Origin of the sequence: Streptomyces alboniger (genome assembly GCF_008704395.1) — a bacterium.
Taxonomy (GTDB): domain Bacteria; phylum Actinomycetota; class Actinomycetes; order Streptomycetales; family Streptomycetaceae; genus Streptomyces; species Streptomyces alboniger.
Genome location: NZ_CP023695.1, coordinates 6,886,393 through 6,910,533, shown reverse-complemented (window position 1 = coordinate 6,910,533; position 24,141 = coordinate 6,886,393). Strand labels below are relative to the sequence as shown.

The following is a 24,141-nucleotide window of genomic DNA, read 5'->3' as shown; positions in this document are numbered from 1 at the left end:
ACCCCCGTCAGGCGTGAGAGGTGGCGGCCCGCTGCTTGCGGGCCGCCATCCACGCGTACACGAGCACCCCGACGAAGAGGAACAGCACGCCCTGGTAGACGGCCGCGTAACCGGACCCGGCGACCAGCCACATGGAGAACGCGAACGCGGCACCCGCGAGGACCGCGTCCCGTACCAGGCGCCCGCGGTGGACGCGCTCGCCCTGCCCGGAGACGAGGAAGTAGATCTGCGCGGCGGTGGCCAGCAGATAGGGAACGGTCGCCGTGAACGTGGTGATCAGGACCAGGGACTCGAAGACACCGCCGGCGCCCGCCGTGTAGTTGTAGACGGTCAGCAGCGAGGCCAGGACGACGGTGACGAGGACGCCGACCGTCGGCACGCCCCGCTTCTTCCTGCCGAACGCGCTCGGGAAGAGCCCGTCCTTGGCGGCCGCGTACGGCGTCTGCGCGCTCAGCAGCGTCCAGCCGTTGAGCGCGCCGACCATCGAGACGAGCGCGGCGACGGCGACCGCGGTGCCGCCCCAGGAGCCGCCGAACATGGCGTTGACGGCGTCCGAGAAGGGCGCGGTGGAGCCGACCAGCTTGTCGTGCGCGACGGTCCCGAAGACGGCGAGCGTGCCGAGGAGGTAGACGAGGGCGGCGCCGAGGGTGCCGAAGATGGTGGCGCGCCCCACGTTGCGGCGCGGATCGCGGACCTCACCGGCGCTGACGGCCGCGGACTCCACGCCCAGGTAGGAGAAGAGCAGGATCGCGGCGGAGGCGGAGACGGCGCCGACCGGGCTGTCGTCGCTCGCCTGGAAGGGCCCGAGGTTGGCGCTGTCGAAGAAGAAGAGGCCGCCGATCGCGACGAGCAGCAGCGGCAGGAACTTCAGTACGGTGGCGACGAGCTGGACCGCGCCGACGTACCGCGTGCCCGCGACGTTCGCGAGGGCGGGCAGGAGTTGCAGGGTGAGGGCGGCGAGGCAGGCGGTCCACTTGTGCTCGTCGACCGGTATGAGCACGTCCAGGTAGCCGACGGCGGCGACGGCGAGGGCGGCGTTGGACACCCAGGTGGTGATCCAGTACGACCATGCCGCGAGGAACCCCGCGAAGTCACCGAAGGCCTCGCGCGCGTAGACGTACGGACCGCCGGTCCGCGGGTCGCGCTCGGCGAGGCGCCCGAAGACGAGGGCCAGGGCGATCGCGCCGGCGGTCAGGACGCCGAACGCGACGAGGCTGATGGTGCCGAACGGAGCGACGGAGGCCGGGAGCAGGAAGATACCGCCGCCGATGATGTTGCCCGTCACGAGACATGTGGCGACGGGAAGACCGAAGCGCCGGGCGTGCTTGCTGGGCGCCTGCGCGGCTTCCGTCTGTTCTTCCACCTGTTCGGGGGCCGGAGCCGACTGCGGTGCGGTTCCGGTGTCGTGCATGGAGTGGTGCGCCTCTCGTCGTGCCAAGCGCTCGGGATCGCCGAGCGGAAGACATGGTCGGGCACGGCGGACGCTGCTCCAAATCAGCGTGCTTTCTCCTGCGGGGCCTGGTCGACGGCCGCAAAAGCTGTGCCGCCAGGGGCTCCGGACAGCGGATCATGCACCGGAACGGATACCTCCGCGACGGCCACCGGGACCTCGGAAGTCACCTGCACCTCGGGGGCCATGGGCGCCTCAGGACCCATGGCCTCGCCCAGCCAGCGCCGCAGCACACGATGGACCGCTTCGGCACCGACCAGCTCCTCCCCCTCCCCCACGGGCGGGGAGAGCACGAGCGGCGACAGGAGGAACGGGCGGGCCTGCGCGCCACCGAGCCCGCCGTGCGAGCCGATCTGCTCCTCGAAGGCGAGGACCTCGCCCTCCTCCGGGTCGTACCAGGAGTTGACCATGATGTCGGCGGTGTGCGGGAAGCCGTCCGTGCGCCGCACGGCGTCCGCCGCCCCGGGCCCGAAGTCCGCGAGCGGCCCGAGGCCGTCCGGGTCCTCGTCCAGATACACCTCGGCGCCGCGCGCCCCGAGCACCACCGGACCCCGCTCCGCGCTGCGTACGAGGAGGAAGCCGATGCCCGGATGGTTGGCAAGAGTGGGCAGCAGCGCCGGATGGCGGCGGTCGATCTCCTCGCGGGTCATGCGGTGGCGCACGTCCGGGAACGAGACGAGCCCGAGGTTGCCGGAGGCGAGCACGATCGGCTCGGCTCGGCGGGCCGGGCGCAGCTCGTCCTGCCCCTCCTCGACGGGCCGGCGCAGCGCCGCCCGCACCGCGGCACGGGCCTCCGCGCCGCTGTGCGTACGCTGCGCCCTGCGCGGCACGGGGAGCCCGCAGCCGGCCTTCACGAGGTCGCCGAGGGTCAGGCCGTAGCGCGCGCGGAACGTCTCGCCCGGGCTCTGCCCGTGGTCGGACAGCAGCACGATCCGGTACGAGCGCGGGGCGTGCTCGGCGACCTGGGCGAGCAGGGCGAGCGACCGGTCGAGGCGTCTGAGCACCTTCTCCACGTCGCCGCCGGCCGGCCCGGAGTGGTGCGCCACTTCGTCGTACGCGACGAGGTCGGCGTAGACCGCGCTGCGCCCGGCGAGCATGTCCCCGATGACGGCGGCGACCACCACATCGCGCTCCACGACGGTCGCGAAGGCGCGGATGAACGGGTAGAGCCCGCCGCGGCTCACCCTCGGGCGGCGCCGCTCGACGCGGGCGCGCGTGGACTCGCCGATCTCCCTGAAGACCTCGGCGACGAAGGAGAGGGCGGTGCGGACGGCGTTGGCGGGGTCGGAGAAGTAGGCGAAGTACCCGGCACGCGACCGGGTCCCCTTACCCCGCCTCGCGGCCACGGAGAGCACGAGCGCCAGCTGCTCGGCGCCCCCGCTGAAGAGGTTGCCGCGGCTGGCGCCGTCGACGGCCAGAAGGCCGCCGTCGCCGGTGCGGCGGACGGCGCGGCGCTGTAGTTCGACGGCGGAGGCGGGCCGGTTGCTGACCATGACCTCGCCGGTGTCCTTCTCGTACCACCGGAAGGCGGGCACATCGTGGTTGGAACCGTGCAGGATGCCGAGCTGGCTGGCGCCGGTCTGGCTGGACCAGTCGGTGCGCCAGGGGGTGAGGCGGTGGGTGGCGGCGGGGGTGCCGGTGACGGGCGTGCCGGGGGCGGCCGCGCTCCCGCGTGCCTCGCCTGCCCCGCCCGCCCCGAGCCATCGGGCGACGGTGGGCATGAGGCCCTTGGCGACGGCGGCCTGAAGGACGTCGTGGCCGACGCCGTCGAGCTGGACGAAGACGGTACCGGGAGCGAGGGGGCCGGGCCGCCCCTGGGCGCCGCGGCGCCTGCGCCGGTCGGCGAGCCGGTACAGGCGACGCCGGTAGGCGTCGTCGTCGCGCACGGCGAGGGCACCGCCGGTGGCCGAGGCGACGGCGGACATCACGGCGGCCACGACCACGGCGGTCTCCGCACCGGCCTCGCCGCGGCCCGCCGGGATGAGGCTCAGGGCGAGCAGCAGGAGCGACCCGTTGAGGAAGAAGGCGAGCAGGCCGAGGACGAGGGCGGGTACGAGCAGCAGGGCGCGGACCAGCAGGGGCCACACCAGTGCGGAGAGCAGACCGAAGGCGCCGGCGCCGAGGGCGGCGGTGACCGCGATGCGGGTGGCGCTGTCGCCGTCCTCGGACTGGAGCTTGAAGTCCGGCAGGATCCCGGCGAGTACGAGCATCGTCAGCGTGCTGACGGCCCAGACGGCCACCACCCGCCACAGCGCGCTGCCGACCCTGCGCCATCGCCCTCTCCCCACACCCAGCCCCTTCGCGTTTCCTCCCGAACCGGGCACCAGCGTGACACACACCCGCGACCGTCCCCCGGCACCGGCCGACCCCTACTCCCCAGCGCATCGCGCTTCCACCAACCTGAAGTCGCAGGTCAAAGGGCTGGTGTGACCGGCTCTCGGGTTGCTCATGCTGGTCGTAGGCGGTGGTCTGAGGAGCAGATCGTCTGTCAGTGCGGTGGGCTCGAAGAGAAACACGAGGCAGCAGCATGGGCGAATGTGCGAGCCTTCTTCTCCCAGACGCCGACCGGGAAGTCTGCGATGACCCGTGATGACGCCCTCAAGCAGCTCAGCCACATCTCGCCCGCGCGAGAGGCATTCGGTAGGAACGTCGGGTCTGACCGGCCCAGGCAGGGCTGGACGCGGTGATCGCCGGGGTTGAGAACCCTGCCCTCGCCATGCTGGCCGGTCCCCTTCGGAGCGAAGAGCCCGACCCACCAGCTCTCTTCGACGAGGTACTGCACTACCGACCCACCGAGGAGTCCGGATGATCACTTGGCGTCGGCTCGGCGAACCCGACTTTCCTCAGCTGAGGCAGTGGCTGGCACAGCCGCATGTCGCGCGATGGTGGAACCACGAGACCTCTCCCGAGGCCGTCACGCGCGACTTCGGACCCGCAGCCCGGGGGCAGGGGCCGTCAGAGGACTTGCTCGTCATGCTGGACGGCGAACCGATCGGCCTCGTGCAGCGCTGCCGTTTCGCCGACTACCCCGACTACCTGGCCGAGTTGGCGGCCGAAGTCGACGTGCCCGACGGGGCGGTGACCCTCGACTACCTGATCGGCGATCCCCTCCTGGTCGGTCAGGGACACGGCGTACGCATGATCCGCGCGGTCGTCGGGGCGACCTGGACCGACCAGCCCGACGTCACCGCGATCATCGTCCCTGTGCAGGTGGCCAACCGAGCATCCTGGCGGGCGCTGGAGAAGGCGGGCCTACACCGTGTCGCCGAGGCCTCGCTTGAACCCGACAACCCCATCGACGACCGGGCCCATTACGTCTACCGCATCGACCGCCCGACCCACCCCGCCGCCGTTCAGTGAGAGACCTTCCGGCACAGGATCGTAGAGACGATCGACCCGCAGCGAACGGATCACCGAACGGCGCGGGCGTAACCACGGTGCCCCCGGAGGCCGTTGCCGCTGACAGATGATCTACTCCGCAGACAGCCGCCGACGACCAGCGTGAGCACCCCCGAGAACCGGTCACACCACCCTTTTGACCTGCGACTTCAAGTTGGCGGAGGCTCTCCCCAGCGACGGGGGCCCCGATGCGGGGCTCGGGCGAGCGGGTGGGGAGCGCCGGGTGGTGGGGAGGGGGCGGCGAGGTGGCGGGTGCCGGGCAGTGGGAGCGGCGGGGTCGGTCAGTCGCGGGGCCCCGCCGAAGGGGGCCGGGGGAAGAAGGGCGGGCCACGTAGTGGGCTGGGCTAGCGGCCGTCGTAGCCCGCCGTCGGCATGGACAGGCGGCGGTGGACCCTGGCCTTCATACGGGAGTCGTACGCCGGCTCCGCGAGCCCCGCCGTCTCCACCCGCACCCCTCGCCGCGCGCACTCCGCCGCGAACTCCTCGGGGCACCGCAGCGCCCTCTCCAGCACCCTGCGGCTCGGGACGACGAAGAGGTCCACGAGGCCCGTCTCGACATCCCCCCACAGCACCACGTGGTCCGCGCGCAGCCCTCGTACGACCAGTTCCCGCGTGATCACATACCCCTGGTCGGCGGCCCACCGCGCGCACATCGCGTGCTGGCTGCGCGAGTCGACCAGGAAGGGGTCGACGTCCAGTTCCTCCAGAGGTGTGAGGCTGGCGATCGCCGCCGCACGCACCACGGACGTACCGGCACCCGCGACCTCGCCCATAGCGTCCCCTCACCGTCCGTGAGCCCCTCACCGTCCGTCCCGGCCGCAGACCCTACTCCTGGCCGTAGGCTCATAGACAGTCGTACGAAGGAGGAACCGGGTGCCGGTCGAGGTCACGTGGTGGGGCCATGCCACCTGCACGGTCGAGGACTCGGGCGTCCGCGTACTGACCGACCCCCTGTTCGCCCGCCGCCTGGCCCATCTGCGCCGCCGCAGGGGCACCCCGCCGCCCCCGGCCGCGGCGGTCGCCGACGTCGTGCTCGTGTCGCATCTGCACGCCGACCACCTGCACGTCCCCTCACTCGCCCGGCTCGCCCCGGGCACCCTCGCGCTGGTCCCCCGCGGGGCGCCGCGCTCGGTGCCGGGACTGACCCGCAGGCTGCCCCACCTGCGCTTCGTCGAAGTCGTGCCCGGGGACGAGATCCCGGTCGGTGACCTCGTCGTACGCGTGGTCCCCGCGCTGCACGACGGGCGGCGGCTGCCCCTCGGCCCGCGGCTCGCCCCGGCGCTCGGCTATGTGGTGTGCGGGGAGGCGCGTACGTACTTCGCGGGGGACACCGGGCTCTTCGACTCGATGGCCGCCGACGTGGGCGACGTCGACGTGGCGCTCCTGCCGGTCGGCGGCTGGGGCCCCTACCTGGGGCACGGGCACCTGGACGCGGGCCGTGCCGCCGAGGCGCTGGCCCGGATCGCGCCGCGCAGCGCGATCCCGGTGCACTATGGCACGTACTGGCCGATCGGCATGGACGCCGTGCGCCCCCATGAATTCCACGCGCCGGGACCGGAGTTCGTGCGCCGCGCGGCACAGCTGGCCCCCGGGGTGGCGGTGCACCGGCTCGCGCACGGCGAGAGCGTGCTGCCGGAGGTGGCCCGGTGATACTCGCCGCGGCGGCCCAGGTGCCGCCGGAGAGCACACAGCAGGCGGTCGCTTATCCGTCGTTGTTCCTCCTCGTGGTGATCGGCGCGCTGGTGCCGGTGGTACCGACGGGCGCGCTGGTCAGCTCGGCGGCGGTGGTGGCCCTGCATCAGACGGCGCCGTTCTCCCTGCTCGTCGTCTTCGGCGTCGCGGCGCTCGCGGCGTTCCTCGGTGACGTCGGCCTGTACTGGCTCGGGCGGCGCGGCATGCGGTCGAAGAACGGCTCGCGCTGGCTTGCGGCGCTCCGCGACCGGGCGCCCGAGGAGCGGCTGGCGCAGGCGCAGGCCAAGTTGCGGGACCACGGCGTGATGGTGCTGGTGCTGTCGCGGCTCGTTCCCGCGGGGCGGATCCCGGTGATGCTGGCGTGTCTGATGGCGAGGATGCCGTTGCGCCGGTTCGTCCGCGGTGACATACCGGCGTGCCTCGCGTGGGCGGTGACGTACCAGCTGATCGGCATCCTCGGCGGTTCGCTGTTCAAGGAGCCGTGGGAGGGCGTCGCGCTGGCGGTGGCGCTGACGGTGCTGATCAGCGCGGCGCCGGCCGTGTGGCGCAAGGTCAGGCGGGCCCCCGCGTAAGGCGCCCCTGGTTCAAGAGGCCCCCGGGGCTCGATCCAGCACCCGCGACGCCCCCACCGGCAGATCCCACAGATCCTCGCGGGGCCTCCCCGTCCTCTCCCAGGCGACCCGCACCCGGGTGAGCGGTTCGAGGACCGGCTCGGCGGAGAGCAGGAACGTGCCCCAGTGCATGGGAGCCATCCGCCGCGCGCCCAGGTCGCCGGCGGCCCGTACCGCCTCCTCCGGGTCGCAGTGGACGTCGCTGAGCCACCACCGCGGGTCGTACGCCCCGATGGGCAGGAGCGCGAGGTCGATGCCGGGGTAGCGGTCGCCGATCCGCTCGAACCAGTGGCCGTAGCCGGTGTCGCCCGCGAAGTAGACCCGCTGTCCTTGGGCGTCCGTCATGACCCAGCCGCCCCACAACGTACGGCAGGTGTCGGCGAGGCTCCGCTTGGACCAGTGGTGGGCGGGCACGAAGTCGAAGCGCACGCCGCCCAGTTCGGCGCCCTCCCACCAGTCGAGTTCGGTGACGCGGGTGAAGCGGCGGCGGGTGAACCAGCGGCCGAGCCCTGCGGGGACGAAGACGGGGGTGTCCCTCGGGAGTCTGCGCAGGGTCGGGGCGTCCAGGTGGTCGTAGTGGTTGTGGCTGATGACGACCGCGTCGACGGGCGGCAGCGCGCTCCAGGCGACGCCCACGGGAGTGACGCGGGCCGGGGTGCCGAGGATCTTGCGGGACCAGACGGGGTCGGTGAGGACGGTGAGGCCGCCGACGCGGACGACCCAGCTGGCGTGCCCCGCCCAGGTGACAGCGATGGTGTGGGCGTCGACCTCGGGCAGCGGGCCCGGTTCGAACGGCAGCCGGCCGATGTCGGCGAGGGCTTCGGGAGGCGGCCGCAGGGCACCCTCGCGGGCGAACCTCGCGAACGCGCGCAGTCCGGGCAGCGGCGCGGTCAGCCGGTCGGCGAACGACCTCGGCCAGCGGCGCGCGGCGCCGGGCGGGTGCGGTGGCGCGAGGGAGCCCTGCTGCTCACCCGGCCCGGCCCACTGCGCCCGGTCCCGCTCCTGTTCCTGCCTCTGCGTCTGCGTCTGCGTCTGCTGCGCCTGCTGGGTCACCGAGGAGGCTCCATTCGCTGTGTTTCCGCGCGGAGATCGTCGAAGGCCGATCCGAACATGCTCAACGCCCTTTCCACGTGCGGCAATTCCAGGGGGTTCGGCGCGCTGAGAGACGCCAGGCGTTCCGAGGGGGTTGAGCCGAGGAAGGGGCCCGTGGAGAGCCGTACGCGCAGGGCGTCGATGTCGTCGCCGAAGCGGTGGCCGCCGGGTGCGGGCATGCCGAGCCGCTCGCCGAGGAAGTCCTCCAGGTCCTGTGCGTCGCCGACGCCGCGGGCGGCGAGCGCCGGCCGCAGGGGGCCGAGGTCGGCGTAGAGGTGGCGGCCCGCCCGCGGGGGCCTGGCCAGGGCGCCCGCGGCGAGCACAGCGCGCTGCGCGGCGTCGGCCACGCGTGCGTGGAGGCGGACGGCTGCGGCCAGGCGTGCGGTGATCTCGTCCGGTTCACCGAGCGCGTACGCCGCCGCGGCGGCGGCCGGGGCTGCCGTGGAGGCCCCGAGGGCGGTGAGGACGTCGAGGGTGCGGGCGCGCAGGGCCGCGCCGTCCGCGGTGGCGGGGAAGCGGGCCACGGCGGCGGGCAGCGACGGGGGCAGAAAGGGGCCGGTGAGGTCGCAGAGAACGGTCACCCGCTCGTGGTCCATCTCGGCGGGGCCGATCACGACGGTGTCGCGGGGGTCGTGCAGCGTGTCACGCCAGGTCTCGTCACTGACGACGTGCAGACCCTCGTCCGCGGCCGCCTCGACGGCCTCGTGCAGCACTTCCGGCGGCGGCACGGTGGCGGTCGGGTCGTCGGCGACGCTGAGCACGAGCAGCCGGGGTCTGCCGCCTTCGGCGCGGACGCGCCGGACGGTCTCCAGGAGGGCGTACGGGTCGGGGACGCCGCCGCACTCGGCGGGCGTCGGCACGTGGTAGACCCCGCGGCCGAGCAGCCGTGCCTGGGGCGCCCACCAGGCGGGGCAGGGGCGGGGCAGCAGGACGTCGCCGCCGAGGGCCGCGGTGAGGGCGAGCAGCAGGGGCGGGGCGCCGGGGGCGGCGGCGACGTGGCCGCGTTCGACGGCGAGCCCGCGGCGGGACCAGTAGCCGCTCGCGGCGTCCAGGAGGGCGGGGCCGCCGCCGGGGGGCTCGGGGTGGGAGCGGCCGGCGGCCGAGGCGACGGTGGACGCCAGCTCGGGCAGGACCGGGAGGCCCGGCTCGGGCAGCGGCGGGCCGTACCGGACGGGGCCGCGGCCCGCGGAGTCCGTCCGCCTCATACGTACCTCCGTGCACTCGCGTGACTGTCTCCTGCCCCGTGGGACGGGTCTGTACCCAGGGCACGGGTCTGTACCAGGACATGGGTCTGTACCCAGGACATGGCCGTACGTGCCCGTCGCGGCCGTACGTGCCCATCACAACGCGCTCCCGTTCCCGCCGCCCGCGCTGGGCCCCGCCCGGGTGAGCGCGCGGCGACAAGGCCCGAGCCGGTCGGTGTCGACCGGCTCGGGCCTCGGTGCGGGCTTGAGAGGCGGACCTCAGCGGGCCAGGGAGACCAGTTCCCGCTCCAGGCCGCGCCCCTTCGTCTCGACCAGCGCCGCCGCGACGTCCGCGAGCTTGCGGTTCGTCGTCTGGGAGATGCGCCGCAGCACGGTGAACGCGGCGTCCGCCTGGCAGTCCAGTACGTGCATGACGATCCCGCACGCCTGGTCCACGACGGGGCGGGTGCGCAGGGCCGTGCCCATCTGGTCGAGCTCGCTCAGCGCGGCGCGGTAGTGCCGGTCGCGTACGAAGCTGGCCGTGGCGAGGTCACCGAGCGCCTGCGCGGGGCCGTGCGGTGCGTCGTCGAGCGCGCCGGGGCGGAAGCTGAACAGGCTCAGGGTGACCGTGAGCCCCGCGCGCTGGAAGGGCAGGGTGACGCTGGAGCGTACACCCGAGTCGAGGGCCATCGCGCGGTACTCGGGCCATCGCTCGTCCCGCAGCAGGTCGTCGGAGTCGACCGGTGTCCCCCGCTCCTCGGCGGCCGGGATGGGCCCCTCCCCCGAGCGGAGCTGCACCGAGACGAGGCCCGCGAGGTCGGGGTGGGTGACGGCGGCGGGGTGCTCGTCGCCGCCGTCGGTGACCGTGGTGCTCGCGCCGCAGCAGGCGGGGGTGCACCGTACGGCCTGTTCGGCGAGTTCGGAGAGCCTGCGTCCGGGGAGAGCTGATTCCGGTCGGAGCAGGTCCGGGTCCGGCAAGGGCGCCATGGGGTGTTCCTCCTCTCTCCTTCGGCTTCCCCCCGGGCCCTCCGGAAAACAGGATCAGCCGTTAGGTTCAACCCATGCACCAGATGGAGGAGTTCGGTGAAGACCTCACGGATTTCGTGCGCCGTGTCGCCGCGTTGAAATCGGCCCGCTCCGTCCCGGGGGACGGCCTCGGCAGGGTGCTTGACGCGGCGATCTTCGAACTCGACCACGTGGTCGCCCAGTTGTGGCCCACGTATGAGCGTCTGAGCGCCGAGGGGCAGTTGAGCGGTGCCTCGCCGGACCGGGACGAGCAGCGGCTGCTGCGGGCCATCTTCCAGCGGATGCCGCTGCCGGTGGCACTGATCGACAGGGAGACCGTGATCCGGCGGATGAACCTGGCGGGCGCCGCCCTGACCGGGGTCCGCACGGGCTTCGCGGCGGGCCGGCCGCTGACCGGGTTCCTGATGCATGCCGACCGGGTCGCGTTCCGCTCGCAGGCCGCCGCCGTCGCCCGTGGCGAGGGCGACCGCAGTCTCGTCGTGCACCTCCAGCAGAGCCCCGCCACGCCGGTCCGGGCGACGCTCACCGCGCTGCGGCCCGGCACCGAGCCGCGCACGGCCGTCCTCGTCGTGCTCCAGCCCTCGGTGACCCGCGCGCAGCAGTCACCGAGCGCGCCGCGGCCCGTGCCCGACCTCGGTGAGGCCACCCGGCACGCGGCCCAGCTCGACCTGGCGGACGCGATGACGACGGCGCTGCTCACGGCGCCCGCGGACCGTGCGGCGGTGCTGGAGCGGGCCGCCTCGGTGCTGCACGGGCGGTTCGCGGACTGGGTGGTCGCCGACGAGGGGGCCGCGCGGCTCCGGCGTACCGCCGTGCTCGGGCCGCCGGGCGCGCCGGTCGCCGACGTGCTGGCGCAGGACCCCGCCGCGTGCCCCCTCGTGGTGGAGGCGGCGCGCGGCGGGGCGGGGGCGTTGCAGGTGCGCCCTGAGGACCCGGACGCCTTCGGGCGGGACGCGACCGGCGCGCACGTCCTGGTCCGCGCCGAGGTCACGTCCTTGCTGTGCGTGCCGCTGACCGCCCGCGCGGACGGCCCCGTGGAGGGTGTCCTCACGCTCTTCCGGTGCGGCGCGCGCCTCGCCTTCTCGATGGCGGAGGCGCGCGCGGTCGACGTGCTGTCCCGGCACATGGCACTCGCCATGCGGCGGTAGGCGGCACCAGGCGGTGTCAGGCAGTGTCAGGCGGCGTCCCGCATGACCTGGTCGCGCAGCCGGTTGCAGCAGCGGCTGATCAGCCGTGAGACGTGCATCTGCGAGATGCCCATCTCGTCGGCGATGCGGCTCTGCGTCATGTCGCCGAAGAACCGCATGTAGAGGATGGTCCTCTCCCGCTCGGGCAGTTGCGCGATGCGCGGCTTGACGGCCTCGCGGTCGACGACGACGTCGAGCGCGGGGTCGGGGCCGCCCAGGGCGTCGCTGAGGGAGTAGCCGTCCTCGCTGCCCGGGAGTTCGGCGTCCAGGGAGAGCGCGGTGAAGCTTTCGAGCGCCTCCAGGCCGGTCTTCACGTCCTCCTCGCTCATGTGGGCGTGCTCGGCGATCTCGGCGGTGGTGGGGGCGCGCCCGGAGACGGTCTGGGAGAGGTCCTGGCGGGCGAACCGCACGCGGTTGCGCAGGTCCTGGACGCGGCGTGGCACGTGCAGGGTCCACATGTGGTCGCGGAAGTGCCGCTTGATCTCGCCGGTGACGGTCGGCACGGCGTAGCTCTCGAAGGCGGTGCCGCGCTGCGGGTCGTACCGGTCGACGGCCTTGACGAGGCCGAGGGCCGCGACCTGGCGCAGATCGTCGAGGGACTCGCCGCGGTTGCGGAAGCGGCCCGCGAGGCGCTGTGCCATGGGCAGCCAGGCCTGGACGATCTCCTGGCGCAAGGCGTCCCGTTCGGGGCCCTTATCGAGATCGAGAAGGCGTTCGAAGGCCTCGGTGGTGTCCGGGGCGTCGTCGTGAGAGTGGCGCCTGCTCCTGGCCGGTGCGGCCGTGTTCCTGGGCGGTACCGCGGTGCTCGTGTGGGAACGCATGGTGCGTCGCAACTCCCTTGGGGGGTGCCTGGGGATGGACGGTCACCGTGGGAGTGCGCAGGCGTCGGACCACGACGGGAACACACCCGGGGCGAGCGATGCGACCGCTCCCACGGACGTGCCTCCGGTCCGAAGCACTGTTTCTTCGCCTGCCCCGCGTGGGGAGGGCCAAACGCCCCCGATCCGGCCGTAGGTTTCCTCCGGGTCGCCCCGGACACCCGGGGGTGACCGCCGATTCCCGACCCGCCCGGAGGGTTCCGCCATGAGTGTCACGGTCGCCGACCACATCCTGGAGAGGCTGCGCGCCTGGGGGGGTCGAGCAGGTCTTCGGCTATCCGGGTGACGGCATCAACGGTCTGCTCGCCGCGTGGGGCAGGGCCGAGGACCAGCCGCGGTTCGTGCAGGCGCGGCACGAGGAGATGTCGGCGTTCGAAGCCGTCGGCTACGCCAAGTTCGGCAAACGCCTCGGCGTGTGCGTGGCGACGTCGGGGCCGGGCGCCATTCATCTGCTCAACGGCCTGTACGACGCGAAGCTCGACCATGTGCCGGTGCTCGCGATCGTCGGACAGACGCACCGCAGCGCGATGGGCGGCTCGTACCAGCAAGAGGTCGATCTGCACACGCTGTTCAAGGACGTGGCGTCCGAGTTCGTGGAGACCGTGACAGTGCCCGAGCAGCTACCGAACGTCCTCGACCGGGCGATCCGCACCGCATACGCGCGCCGCTGCCCGACCGCCGTGATCATCCCCGGTGACGTGCAGGAACTCGACTACACCCCACCCCCGCACGCGTTCAAGATGGTCCCCTCCAGCCTGGACCGCAGCGGCTGGACGGCGATGCCGTCGCCGACGGCCCTGGAGCGGGCCGCGGAGGTCCTCAACGCGGGTGACAAGGCGGCGATCCTGATCGGCCAGGGCGCGGCGGGGGCCCGCGCCGAGGTCGAGGAGATCGCGGAGCTGCTCGGCGCGGGTGTCGCGAAGGCGCTGCTCGGCAAGGACGCGCTGAGCGACGAACTCCCCTATGTCACCGGTTCGATCGGCCTGCTGGGCACCCGTCCCTCGTACGAGCTGATGCGCGACTGCGACACGCTCCTGACGATCGGGTCGAGCTTCCCCTACGCGCAGTTCCTGCCGGAGCCGGGCTCGGCGCGCGGGGTGCAGATCGACATCGATCCGCACATGGTCGGGATGCGGTATCCGTACGAGGTGAATCTCGTCGGCGACGCACGGGCGACGCTGCGCGAGCTGATCCCGCTGATCGACAAGGACCGGCGTGCGGTCAGCCGCGAGTGGCAGGAGGAGGTCTGCGCGGGTGTCCGGCGCTGGAGCGACGTGATGCGGCGCAGGGCCGAGCAGTCCGCGGACCCCGTCAACCCCGAGTACGTGGCGCGCGCCCTTGACCCGCTGCTGCCCGACAACGCGCTCATCACGTGCGACTCGGGCTCGGTGGCGAACTGGTACGCGCGTCATCTGACGATGCGGGGCGACATGCGCGCCTCGTTGTCGGGGACGCTCGCCACGATGGGGTGCGGTGTGCCGTACGCGATCGGGGCGAAGTTCGCGCATCCCAACCGTCCCGTGATCGCCCTGGTGGGGGACGGCGCGATGCAGATGAACGGCATGGCGGAGCTGATCACGGCCGCCAAGTACCACCACCGCTGGGACGATCCGCGGCTGGTCGTCGCCGTCTGGAACAACCAGGACCTGAACCAGGTCACCTGGGAGATGCGGGCCATGGGCGGCGCGCCGTCCTTCCTGCCGTCGCAGTCGCTGCCCGACGTGCCGTACGCGGAGTTCGCGCGGTCCATCGGTCTGACCGGGATCCGGGTGGAGCACCCCGAGGAGGTCGAGGCGGCCTGGCGGGCCGGTCTGGAGGCGCGGGAGCCGGTGGTCATCGACTTCCGCACCGACCCGGCGGTGCCGCCGATCCCGCCGCACGCCACGTGGGAGCAGATGGAGGCGACGGCGGAGTCGGTCCTCAAGGGCGACGCCGACCGTTCCTCGATGGTGAAGCAGGGGCTGAAGGCGAAGATGCAGGAGTTCCTGCCGGGGGCGGGCAGGGCCGGCGAGGACAGGAAGGGCCGCGGCCACCGCGGTTAGGGCCCGCTCGACGGTGCCGCCCCGGCCGTCCCGCCGGCGGCGCAAACCTGCCGGGTGGGCGGGGCATAGCCGTGTGGCACAGGGGTACTTCGGGCGGAGTCACCCCGAGGAGTGTCCGACGAACGAACGCATGCAGGAAGGTCAGCCATGGCTGAATTCGTAAGGGACGTCATGACACCGGGCGTGGTGGCGGTACGCCCCGACGCTTCTCTCGTGGAGGCGGCGCAGCTCATGCGCGCCCAGGACATCGGAGACGTGCTGGTCGCCGCGGACGGCCGGGTCATCGGTGTGCTCACCGACCGGGACATCGCGTTGCGTGCCGTGGCGGACGGCGCCGATCCGCTGACCGTCAGCGCCGAGGCCGTGTGCACGCCCAATCCCGTGGTGGTGGCCCCCGGTGACGCCGTGTCGGACGCGGTCGGTCTGATGCGCGACCACGCGGTCCGCAGGCTGCCCGTCGTCGAGGACGGGCACCCGGTGGGGATGGTGAGCCTCGGTGATCTCGCGCTCTCCCAGGACCCCTCGTCGGCGCTGGCCGACATCAGCCGCGCCGACCCGGACAGCTGGCCGGGCATCCACCAGGCCTGAGAGGCCTGCCGTCGCGCACCGCGCCCCCCGCCCGCCTTCCGGCGGTGCGCGGGCCGGTGTCAGAGCGAAGTGACATCGGAGTGAAATCGCGTCAGGGCGAGGTGGCCAGCCGCAGGGGTGTCGAGTCGTCGCGCGTACCGTCCCCGGGGGCCGTCCGCTCTTCCTGGGCCCACCAGGCGTCGTCGCCGTCCTCGATGTAACGCAGCAGGATTCCCTCGCGCAGCGCCCACGGGCACACGGTCAGTGATTCGAGTCCGGTCAGCTTCATGGCCGTGTGGGCCACGACCGCGCCGGCCAGGCACTGTCCCGCGCGCGCGGCCGAGATGCCCGGCAGCTGCGCCCGCCGGTCGGCGGGCAGCTGCGCGAGTTCCTTGAGTGCCCTGCCCAGTTCGAGCCGGCCCAACTCCCGCTGGACGAACGGGCCGTAGCGCCCGGGGGCGGCGCCGCACAACCGGGCGAGCTGCTGGAACGTACGCGAGGTGGCGACCGCCGTGTGCGGCATCTCCCAGCGGATCCGCGCCGCCACGTCCCGCAGCTGGTGGCGCACTTGGCGCCGGACCGCCTTGATGTCGCGCCCGCGCGGGGGGTCCTGCCCGTCGAAGAAGTCCCGCGTGAGGCGGCCCGCGCCCAGCGGCAGTGAGGCCGCGTAGTCGGGCAGCCGACTGCGGCCGAACGCGACCTCGAACGTGCCGCCGCCGATGTCGAAGAGCACCAGCGGTCCGGCGCGCCACCCCATCCACCTGCGGGCCGCGAGGAACGTCAGCTCCGCCTCGGCCTCCCCGGTCAGGGTGCGCAGCCGAAGCCCGGTCCCCGCCTCCACGGCGTCGAGCACCTCGGTGCGGTTCGGCGCGTCGCGCACGATGGACGTGGCGAAGGCGAACGGCTCCGCCACGCCCCACCGCCGTGCCTGTGCCCGTACGTCGCGCACCGCCTCGACCAGCTTGCGGACCGGTTCCTCGCCGAGCCGCCCGTCCCGGTCCACGTCCTCGGCGAGCCGCAGCCGGCGCTTCACCGTGTGGACGGGCAGCGGCACCTGCCCGTCGGCGTCCGCGACCACCAGCCGTACCGTGTTCGACCCCACGTCCACCACGCCAACTCTCATGGCAGATCGGTTACCCCGCCGCGTGCGAAAAGAATCGGCCGTGGCCTGCCGCCGCCCCATGCGCCCCCGGTGCTCGCCGGTCTCACGCCCGGCGCCCGACCAGACTCAGCAGCCGCGTCTGCGCGTCGGCGTCCGGCGGCGGCTCCAGCGGCGGGTCGAAGAGGCCGCTCTTCTCCAGCTCCGCCGCGTACGGCGAGATCTCCCGTACGGAGAACTCGACGAGGTCCGCGGGCAGCGTCTCGTCGGCGCCGATCGCCCGGGACAGGTCCCAGGCGTGCACCACCAGGTCGGTGGTCATCTGGGCGCAGTAGAAGATGGCCGGGGTGTCGCCGAAGGAGAGGTGGACGGAGCGCTCCAGGGCGCCCGGTTCGCGGAACGCGGCGCGGGACGCGGTGGCCGCGGTGTCCCAGGACGCGACCGGGTCGGGGCCGAGCATGTCGCCGTCGAAGCTGTCGCCGACGGTGTCGACCGTGGCGCCGTCACGGAGCAGCGGCGGTACCCACAGTTGCTCGGAAGTGAGGTGGTTGACCAGGTCGCGCACCGTCCAGTCGGTGCAGGGGGTGGGCGCGTCCCACTGGTCGTCGTGGACCGCGTGCACCCGGTCGGTGAAGAGGGTGAGTGCCTGGCCGTGCCGGTCGAGGACGTGCGGGGTGGTGGTGTCGTGCTGCGTCATGATGTCGTGTTCCCCCTCTCCCGTGCCCCCGTGCGGGTGCGCCCGGGCGCCACCGACCTGCGCGGATGGCGGCGCAGGTACTCGGCCTCCAGCTCCGCCATGCGCTCGTCGTGGGCCCGCAGGGCGTCGTCCGAGCCGTGCAGCAGGGTGGTGTGCCGGGTCCGGTGGATGGTCTCCAGCTCCTTGATGAGCTGCTGGTCGTCCAGCTGACCCGGGTCGACTCCGTTCATGGATCGCTCCGATCGCCTCGTCGCGTCGCTCCCTGCCCCCCGGGTACCCGCTCGGCGCGTACTACCCCAGGATGCACCGGGCGAGGTCCGGGCGCGCGGCGCGGAAGCGGCGGGCTACCGCGTGCGCTCCACCCTGCGCTCGTCCCAGACCGGCTCGGGGGTCTCCCGGACCCGGCCGTCGCTGCCGAAGACCAGATAGCGGTCGAAGGAGCGGGCGAACCAGCGGTCGTGCGTGACGGCGAGGACGGTGCCCTGGAAGCCTTCGAGGCCTTCCTGGAGGGCCTCGGCCGACTCCAGGTCGAGGTTGTCGGTGGGCTCGTCGAGGAGCAGGGCCGTGCAGCCCTCCAGCTCCAGGAGCAGGATCTGGAAGCGGGCCTGCTGGCCGCCGGAGAGACGCTCGAACTTCTGCTCGGCCTGGCCGGTCAGTTCGTAGCGCCGCAGCCGGGACATCGCGGCGCCGCGGTCCTGCGCGTGCTCGCGCCACAGGATGTCGAGGAGGGGGCGGCCGAACAGCTCGGGGTGCGCGTGGGTCTGCGCGAAGTGGCCCGGCACGACGCGCGCGCCGAGCTTCCAGGCGCCGGTGTGCGCCACGTCCTCGCCCGCCAGCAGGCGCAGGAAGTGCGACTTTCCCGAGCCGTTCGAGCCGAGGACGGCGACCCGCTCGCCGTAGAAGACCTCCAGGTCGAAGGGTTCCATCAGGCCGGTGAGACCAAGGCCCTCGCAGGTCACGGCACGGACGCCCGTGCGGCCGCCGTGCAGGCGCATGGTGATGTCCTGCTCGCGGGGCGGCTCCGGGGGCGGACCCGCCTCCTCGAACTTGCGGAGCCTGGTCTGTGCCGCGTGGTAGCGCGAGGCCATCTCGTGGCTGACCTCGGCGGCCTGGCGCAAGGTGCGCACCAGCTTCTTCAGCTGCTCGTGCTTCTCGTCCCAGCGGCGGCGCAGCTCCTCGAAGCGTGCGAAGCGCTCCCTGCGGGCCTCGTGGAACGTCTCGAAGCCGCCGCCGTGCACCCACGCGTCGGCGCCCCCGGGGCTCTGCTCGACGCTGACGATCTTCTCGGCGGCGCGGGCGAGCAGCTCCCGGTCGTGGGAAACGAACAGCACGGTCTTGCGGGTCTCCCGCAGCCGCTCCTCCAGCCAGCGCTTTCCGGGGACGTCGAGGTAGTTGTCCGGCTCGTCGAGGAGCAGGACCTCGTCGGTGCCGCGCAACAGGGCCTCCAGGACGAGGCGCTTCTGCTCGCCGCCCGAGAGGGTGCGCACCTCGCGGAACTGGGCCTTGTCGTAGGGGACGCCGAGCGCGGCGGTGGTGCAGATGTCCCACAGCGTCTCTGCCTCGTAGCCCTGGACCTCGGCCCAGTCGGAGAGGGCCTGGGCGTAGTCCATCTGCGCGGCCTCGTCGTCGACCGTCATGATCGCGTGCTCGGCGGCGTCGACGGCCTTCGCGGCCTCGCGGATCCTCGGCTGGGCGACGGAGACGAGCAGGTCGCGCACGGTGCTCTCGTCCCGTACGGAGCCGACGAACTGCGGCATCACGCCGAGGCCGCCGCTGACGGTGACGCTGCCGCCGTGCGGCTGTAGCTCGCCGGAGATCAGCCGCAGCAGTGTGGTCTTGCCCGCGCCGTTGGCCCCGACCAGGGCGACGACCGCGCCCTCGCCGACCCGGAAGGAGACGTCACCGAGCAGCGCCCGCCCGTCCGGCAAGTAGTACTCGAGGTGCGCGGCTTCCAGATGTCCCATGGGCGGGATTCTCCGTGTCGGGCCACCGTCGCGGCAAACCGGTTTGTGCGGCGGTAGTGGCGGCGACCGGTCCGGGTACCCGGAGCATATGACCGCAGATGTCTCCCCCTCACGTCAGGACGGCCCGCGGGCCCGGCTGCTCGCCCTCGACTACCGCGTCTTCGACGCGGTCGCCTCCCGGCACTGGCCGGGGGCGGACCGTTTCCTCCCCCGGCTGAGCCGCAGCGCCAACCACGGGCTGCTGTGGTTCGGCACGGCGGCGGTGATGGCGGCGACCGGCACGCCGAGGGCCCGCCGGGCCGCCGTGCGCGGGGTCGCCTCGCTCGCGCTGGCCTCCGCGACCATCAACACGCTCGGCAAGCGCTCGGTGCGACGGGCTCGGCCGCTGCTCGACACGGTGCCGCTGATCCGGCAGCTGAAGCGGCAGCCGATCACCACGTCGTTCCCCTCGGGTCACTCCGCGTCCGCCGTGGCCTTCGCCACCGGTGTGGCGCTGGAGTCGCGGGCCTGGGGCGCGGGGGTCGCGCCCGTCGCGGGCGCGGTGGCGCTCTCCCGCGTCTACACCGGCGTGCACTTCCCGGGCGACGTCGTCGCGGGCGCGGCTCTCGGCGCGGGCGCGGCCTTCGCGGTGCGCGGCCTCGCGCCGACCCGCGGTCAGCTGCCCGCCCCGGGCAGGCCGCGTCCCGAGGCGCCCGCCCTGCCCGGCGGTGAGGGCCTGGTCCTGGTCGCCGAGTCCGGTGCGCGCGCCGGTGAGCGTGCGAGGGCCCTGCGGGCCGTCCTGCCACTCGCCGAGGTCATCACCTGTGCGCCGGACGACCTGAGCGCCGAGCTGGAGAAGGCGGCGGGCCGCGCGCGGGCGCTGGGGGTGTGCGGCGGTGACGGCTCCGTCAACGCCGCGGCCGGTGTCGCCCTGCGCCACGGGCTGCCGCTCGCGGTGCTGCCGGGCGGCAGGCCGGACCACTTCGCGTACGACATCGGCGTGGAGGAGACGCGCGACCTGTGCCGTGCCGTGGAGGAGGGCGGCGCGGTGGCGGTCGACGTGGGGCGCTTCAGCTCGCCGGACGGCACTCCCGAGGAGGACAGGACCGAGGGCATCTTCCTCAACACCTTCAGCCTCGGTGTCCTCCCGGAGACGGTCCGCCGCAGCGACCGCTGGGCGCGCCGCCTGGGCGACCGGCCCGCCGCCGCCCTCGCCGCCCTGCGGACGCTGCGCTCGAAGCCGGCGCCGATGAGCGCCGAGGTCCGGGGCCGCAGGCGGCCGCTGTGGCTGCTCTTCGCGGGCAACGGCTCGTACCACCGGTTCGGTCTCGCGCCGGGCCGCCGGCTCGACCTGGCGGACGGGCTGCTGGACGTACGCGCCGTGCACGGCGGCCGGACGCCGGGCGTGCGGCTGCTCGCCGCCGCGCTCGCCGGTTCCGCGGTCCGCACCCCGGTCCAGGCGGCAGTGCGGCTGCGGAGTCTGCGGGTGGACGACATCGGGCCGGGCACGGTGGCGGCGTACGACGGTGAACTCACCGAGGTCCAGGGCGCGTTGCTGCTCGACAAGCTCCCGGAGGCGCTCACCGTCTATCGTCCGCTCCCCGCCATCGGATGACCAGATGCTGATACACGGGTCTCACTATTCGGCGTGGCGGCGTAGGTTCGGCGTACCGCAGCAAGCGTGCAGCGAACCTGGAGGAGTCCGCCATGCCGAAGGAAACCGCCGTCTATACGCACGGCCACCACGAGTCCGTACTGCGTTCCCACACCTGGCGCACCGCCGCCAACTCCGCCGCGTACCTCGTCGGTTCGCTGAAGCCGCACATGAAGGTCCTCGACATCGGCTGCGGGCCGGGCACCATCACCGCCGACCTGGCGGCGCTGGTTCCGCAGGGCCGTGTGACGGGCGTCGACCACGCGCCGGACATCCTCGGCACGGCACGCGCCACGGCTGCTGAACGCGGCCTGGACAACGTGGACTTCGCCGTCGCGGACGTGCACGACCTCGACTTTCCCGACGACACGTTCTGCGTCGTGCACGCCCATCAGGTGCTCCAGCACGTGGGCGATCCGGTGCGGGCGCTGAGCGAGATGCGGCGGGTCTGCAAGCCGGGCGGCATCATCGCGGCCCGCGACGCCGACTACGCGGCGATGACCTGGTACCCGAAGGCACCCGCCCTGGACGACTGGCTGGACCTGTACCGGCGGGTGGCCCGCGCCAACGGCGGCGAGCCGGATGCCGGGCGCCGTCTCAAGTCCTGGGCCATGGAGGCCGGTCTGACGGACGTCACCGCGAGCGCCGGCACGTGGTGTTACTCCTCCGATGAGGAGCGGGCCTGGTGGAGCGGGCTGTGGGCGGACCGCACGGTCGCCTCCTCCTACGCCGAACGCGCGGTGTCGGGCGGGCACGCGGACGTCGAGCAGCTGCGGGCCGTCGCGGCGGCCTGGCGGGAGTGGGGCGGGGCGCAGGACGGGTGGTTCGTGGTGCTGCACGGCGAGATCCTCTGCCGCAAGTAGCGCGCGTCGTCCTCTGCCGCATCCGGGGCGTGGGCTCGGCGGGCACTCAGCGGCGCCCGCCACCTCCGCCTCCGCCCGTACTGGAACCCCCGGTCGTGGAGCTGACACAGCCGGTGCAGGGGCCCGTGCCCTGCCGCAGATACCGGCGCTGGTTCGCCAGGTCGACCGCGAGTCCCGGCGACGTCACCTCGGCGGGGATGCCGATGCCGAACCGGCCGTAGAACGCGAGCAGGCCGGCGTCGGCGCGTGCGACTGCCGCGTGGGTGCGCTCGTAGGCCACCGCCGTCAGACGGCGGATGTCGACGCGCACGAGTCGGCCGCCCTCGGGCGGGGGCCGGCCGACGCCTTCGCCCCACCGGTGGAAGACCTTCTTCACCGGGCCGTCCTCCACCAGGCCGCCGAGGTACTCCTTGACCAGCTGCACGGCCTGGTTGTCGCCCAGGTCGAGGGCGTCGAAGGTGCGGGTGATCGCGAGGGAGGCCAGCTCGGCGAACCGGTCGGTCCGCTGCTCGCGCTCCGCGGTGCGCCGTTGGCTCTCGTCGAGCTGGGCGAGCCGGCCGTCGAGGTCGTCGGCCTCCGGGGGCGGCTCGGGGGGTGGCGCCGGTTCGTCGAGTGCGAGTGTGGCGGCCTGGAAGCGGCCGACCTGCCGGGCGGTGTCCAGCGCCGTCCGGTTCACGGACTCACCGGGCGGCGAGGGAGCGGCCCGGTGCACGGCGAGGATCACGGCTCTCAGCCGGGCGGTGGCCCGGGGGTGCGCCGTGACCTGCTGGTGGATCTCCTTGTAGGCGGCCGTGGCGCCCTCGGCGTACTGCCGACGCTGGACCTCCAGCGCGTATCTCTCGGCCATCGGCCGCTTCCACGCGCCCTCGGACACCGGGGCCAGCGCGACGAGGAACAGCAGGGCGACCATGATGCCGACGTTGACCCCTGACAGGGAACGCCGGGCGAAGTTGGCGGTGAGGCCCAGCGGCAGCCGGGACTCGCTGAAGCGCGCGGGGCGCGACCGCCGTCTGAGTCGCGCGACGCGGTCCGGCCTGCGCAAGTCCGCGTAACTGCCGAGCGCCAGCACCGTGTAGACCGCCAGCCAGTACAGCCAGTGCACCTCGGTCAGTCCCTGGATCTTCTCCACGATTCCGCGTACGACGGTGACTTGGAGCGGGGTGAACGACAGTACGTTGGCCAGCCACACCAGCAACACGCTGAGCACCAGGCCGAGTTCCACGGACAGGACGATGTCGGCCGCCGCCTGCACCGTCGGCCGAGCCGAGTCCTTCAGCTTTCGCCAGCCGCGCCAGGAGAGCCAGATGGCGAGCGGGAAGAAGAATCCGGCGGCCGGCGTGAGGGTCAGTACGTCGCCGGAGACCAGTTGCTCGACGGCGAGCACGACGAGGAACACGCCTGGCAGGTCCGGAAGGTGCCGCACGATCAGGCGCTCGGACACACCGCACCGCTTCACCGCGAGCAGCAGCGTCCAGCCGCCGAAGAAGAGCAGGACCACCAGCGGGACCAGGCGGGAGGGGAACGCGCGGAACAGGACGACGAGCAGGGCCACCGGCGGGACGGCCGCGCACAGCGCGAGGACGGCCGCGGCGACGTAGCGGCGGTGCCGGAACCAGCGGATCAGGGGCTCGACGATCAGGACGCCGACTATTTCCGGCGCGGCCATGACGGCTGCCGCGAGGCCGATGCCCGCGACCGCGCCGAGAATTCCGCCGAGGGCGCCCCTGACGGCGGCGAGGAGTGCGGACCCCGGGCCGTCGATGCCCTGCGCGGTGCCGAGGTGCCAGGCCGCCCACGCGCCCACCCCGAAGGTGACGTACAGGGCCAGGAGTTCCGGCACCTCGATCAGCGGTTCCCGTTCGTCGCGGGGAGCCGACGCGGGCCCGGTCGACGCGGGCTCGTCCGAAGCCGCGGTCTCCGGAGTCGGTGGGGCCGCAGCGTGGGCCGCACGCGGTCTGCGTGCGCGCAGCCGACGGGCGAGATCGAGGAAGATCTCCAGGTTGGGCACTTGGCACCCGGGCCGCACGAAATAGGTCGGGAAGTCGCTGCCACGCGAGGTGACCACGAGGTCGCCCTCCGCCGTGAGGGAGAGCGAGTCGACGTCCTCCCAGGCAGTGAAGTCGTCCCGGCCGCGCCTACGCCGTACGGTCAGCCCGTCCCGGCTCAACACCAGCTCCCCGAACGGGACTTCACCGCCGTTCACAGCGGTGTCGGCGGCCGGTGCCAGCTGCTCGTCCCGGACACCCTGCCGGACCACCTGACCCCACTCCCCCTCCGGCGGGAGCGTGACGACCGCCCCCTCGGAGTCGGACAGCTTGTAGCGATGCGGGCCGTGCGTGAAGACAGCGGCCGACCGCCAGCGATAGACCGCTTCCGTACCGTCGGCCGCGATCGCGACGAGGCCCTTGTCGTAGAGGCGGAACTCCACTCTCGTGTGCCGCCGGTACCTCGACGCCCGGACGGCGAACGGCCCCAGCAGCGCCAGTCCGGCGAGCACCGCGGCCGCGCCGCCCGCATCCCGGCCGAACACCGCGCCGAGAAGGAGCGTCAGGAGGCAGGTCAGGGCTGAGAAGGGGGTGAGGGTCAGCAGGAGCAGCGCGTACGCGGAGGGCTTGCCGCGCCGGGGGTGGCGGGTACGGCGATGCCGCCCCAGCCCCGGACGCTCCGCGCGATCCTCCGCGCCGTCCGCTGTCTCATCGTCCGCGCCCCCGACCTCATCCATCTCGGGAAGCGTCCCACACAACTCGCCGGAAGCAC

At 73.3% G+C, this 24,141-nt stretch carries 19 protein-coding genes and 1 pseudogene; 8 read left to right on the top strand and 12 right to left on the bottom strand.

Annotation, left to right across the window (positions count from 1 at the left end):
* Positions 1–7 precede the first annotated feature (7 nt).
* A complete protein-coding gene (locus CP975_RS30355) occupies positions 8–1,411 on the bottom strand; it encodes an amino acid permease (RefSeq protein ID WP_055526704.1) in 1,404 nt (467 codons plus the stop codon).
* A gap of 83 nt (positions 1,412–1,494) precedes the next feature.
* Entirely contained in the window at positions 1,495–3,738 is a 2,244-nt protein-coding gene (locus CP975_RS30350; RefSeq protein ID WP_150477570.1) for a phage holin family protein, read from the bottom strand.
* A 517-nt stretch (positions 3,739–4,255) separates the two neighbouring features.
* Here CP975_RS30350 and CP975_RS30340 point away from each other — a divergent pair.
* A complete protein-coding gene (locus tag CP975_RS30340) occupies positions 4,256–4,810 on the top strand; it encodes a GNAT family N-acetyltransferase (protein ID WP_055526703.1) in 555 nt (184 codons plus the stop codon).
* A 383-nt stretch (positions 4,811–5,193) separates the two neighbouring features.
* Here CP975_RS30340 and CP975_RS30335 read toward each other — a convergent pair whose 3' ends face one another.
* Positions 5,194–5,622 carry a hypothetical protein gene (locus CP975_RS30335; protein WP_055535402.1) on the bottom strand — a complete coding sequence of 143 codons (429 nt, stop codon included), beginning with the start codon at positions 5,620–5,622 and terminating at the stop codon, positions 5,194–5,196.
* Between the two features lie 100 nt (positions 5,623–5,722).
* Here CP975_RS30335 and CP975_RS30330 point away from each other — a divergent pair, with 100 nt between their 5' ends.
* Positions 5,723–6,499 carry an MBL fold metallo-hydrolase gene (locus CP975_RS30330; RefSeq protein ID WP_055535400.1) on the top strand — a complete coding sequence of 259 codons (777 nt, stop codon included), beginning with the start codon at positions 5,723–5,725 and terminating at the stop codon, positions 6,497–6,499.
* Positions 6,496–7,113, top strand: a complete 618-nt coding sequence (locus tag CP975_RS30325) for a DedA family protein (RefSeq protein ID WP_150477569.1) — start codon at positions 6,496–6,498, stop codon at positions 7,111–7,113. The genes CP975_RS30330 and CP975_RS30325 overlap by 4 nt, the downstream gene beginning before the upstream one ends.
* A 12-nt stretch (positions 7,114–7,125) precedes the next feature.
* Here CP975_RS30325 and CP975_RS30320 read toward each other — a convergent pair whose 3' ends face one another.
* The 3 genes from CP975_RS30320 to CP975_RS30310 all read right to left on the bottom strand — a co-directional run bounded on the left by CP975_RS30320 (position 7,126) and on the right by CP975_RS30310 (position 10,415).
* Positions 7,126–8,205, bottom strand: a complete 1,080-nt coding sequence (locus CP975_RS30320) for an MBL fold metallo-hydrolase (RefSeq protein WP_055535398.1) — start codon at positions 8,203–8,205, stop codon at positions 7,126–7,128.
* Positions 8,202–9,449: an aminotransferase class I/II-fold pyridoxal phosphate-dependent enzyme gene (locus CP975_RS30315; RefSeq protein WP_150477568.1), complete on the bottom strand. Its 1,248-nt coding sequence runs from the start codon at positions 9,447–9,449 to the stop codon at positions 8,202–8,204. Before CP975_RS30315 ends, CP975_RS30320 begins: the two co-directional genes overlap by 4 nt.
* 258 nt (positions 9,450–9,707) lie before the next feature.
* Positions 9,708–10,415 (bottom strand): ANTAR domain-containing response regulator, encoded by a 708-nt coding sequence (locus CP975_RS30310; protein ID WP_150477567.1) that lies wholly within the window; start codon positions 10,413–10,415, stop codon positions 9,708–9,710.
* 74 nt (positions 10,416–10,489) lie between these two features.
* On the opposite strand from CP975_RS30310, the gene CP975_RS30305 reads away from it, so the two are divergent.
* Entirely contained in the window at positions 10,490–11,602 is a 1,113-nt protein-coding gene (locus CP975_RS30305) for a PAS domain-containing protein (RefSeq protein ID WP_055528603.1), read from the top strand.
* A gap of 26 nt (positions 11,603–11,628) precedes the next feature.
* Here CP975_RS30305 and CP975_RS30300 read toward each other — a convergent pair whose 3' ends face one another.
* The gene (locus CP975_RS30300) at positions 11,629–12,462 is read right to left on the bottom strand and encodes an RNA polymerase sigma factor SigF (protein WP_055528604.1); all 834 of its coding nucleotides are present in this window, start codon (positions 12,460–12,462) and stop codon (positions 11,629–11,631) included.
* A 262-nt stretch (positions 12,463–12,724) separates the two neighbouring features.
* Here CP975_RS30300 and CP975_RS30295 point away from each other — a divergent pair.
* Both CP975_RS30295 and CP975_RS30290 read left to right on the top strand, forming a co-directional pair.
* A pseudogene (locus tag CP975_RS30295) lies at positions 12,725–14,561 on the top strand (thiamine pyrophosphate-requiring protein).
* 147 nt (positions 14,562–14,708) lie between these two features.
* Positions 14,709–15,149 (top strand): CBS domain-containing protein, encoded by a 441-nt coding sequence (locus CP975_RS30290; RefSeq protein ID WP_055528606.1) that lies wholly within the window; start codon positions 14,709–14,711, stop codon positions 15,147–15,149.
* A 91-nt stretch (positions 15,150–15,240) separates the two neighbouring features.
* Here the strand turns inward: CP975_RS30290 and CP975_RS30285 are convergent, their stop codons facing one another.
* The 4 genes from CP975_RS30285 to CP975_RS30270 form a co-directional block, all read right to left on the bottom strand.
* Positions 15,241–16,251 (bottom strand): Ppx/GppA family phosphatase, encoded by a 1,011-nt coding sequence (locus CP975_RS30285; RefSeq protein WP_055528607.1) that lies wholly within the window; start codon positions 16,249–16,251, stop codon positions 15,241–15,243.
* An 82-nt stretch (positions 16,252–16,333) separates the two neighbouring features.
* Positions 16,334–16,924: a TIGR03086 family metal-binding protein gene (locus CP975_RS30280; RefSeq protein ID WP_055528608.1), complete on the bottom strand. Its 591-nt coding sequence runs from the start codon at positions 16,922–16,924 to the stop codon at positions 16,334–16,336.
* Positions 16,921–17,154, bottom strand: a complete 234-nt coding sequence (locus CP975_RS30275; RefSeq protein WP_055528609.1) for a DUF6158 family protein — start codon at positions 17,152–17,154, stop codon at positions 16,921–16,923. Before CP975_RS30275 ends, CP975_RS30280 begins: the two co-directional genes overlap by 4 nt.
* A gap of 114 nt (positions 17,155–17,268) precedes the next feature.
* Positions 17,269–18,888: an ABC-F family ATP-binding cassette domain-containing protein gene (locus CP975_RS30270; protein ID WP_055528610.1), complete on the bottom strand. Its 1,620-nt coding sequence runs from the start codon at positions 18,886–18,888 to the stop codon at positions 17,269–17,271.
* Between the two features lie 88 nt (positions 18,889–18,976).
* Here CP975_RS30270 and CP975_RS30265 point away from each other — a divergent pair, with 88 nt between their 5' ends.
* Together CP975_RS30265 and CP975_RS30260 are read left to right on the top strand one after the other, a co-directional pair.
* Positions 18,977–20,482 (top strand): bifunctional phosphatase PAP2/diacylglycerol kinase family protein, encoded by a 1,506-nt coding sequence (locus CP975_RS30265; protein ID WP_055528612.1) that lies wholly within the window; start codon positions 18,977–18,979, stop codon positions 20,480–20,482.
* A gap of 92 nt (positions 20,483–20,574) precedes the next feature.
* Positions 20,575–21,384, top strand: coding sequence for a class I SAM-dependent methyltransferase (locus tag CP975_RS30260; RefSeq protein ID WP_055528613.1), 810 nt, complete (start codon positions 20,575–20,577; stop codon positions 21,382–21,384).
* A 46-nt stretch (positions 21,385–21,430) separates the two neighbouring features.
* On the opposite strand, the gene CP975_RS30255 is transcribed toward CP975_RS30260, so the two are convergent.
* The gene (locus tag CP975_RS30255) at positions 21,431–24,106 is read right to left on the bottom strand and encodes a hypothetical protein (RefSeq protein WP_055528614.1); all 2,676 of its coding nucleotides are present in this window, start codon (positions 24,104–24,106) and stop codon (positions 21,431–21,433) included.
* Positions 24,107–24,141 lie beyond the last annotated feature (35 nt).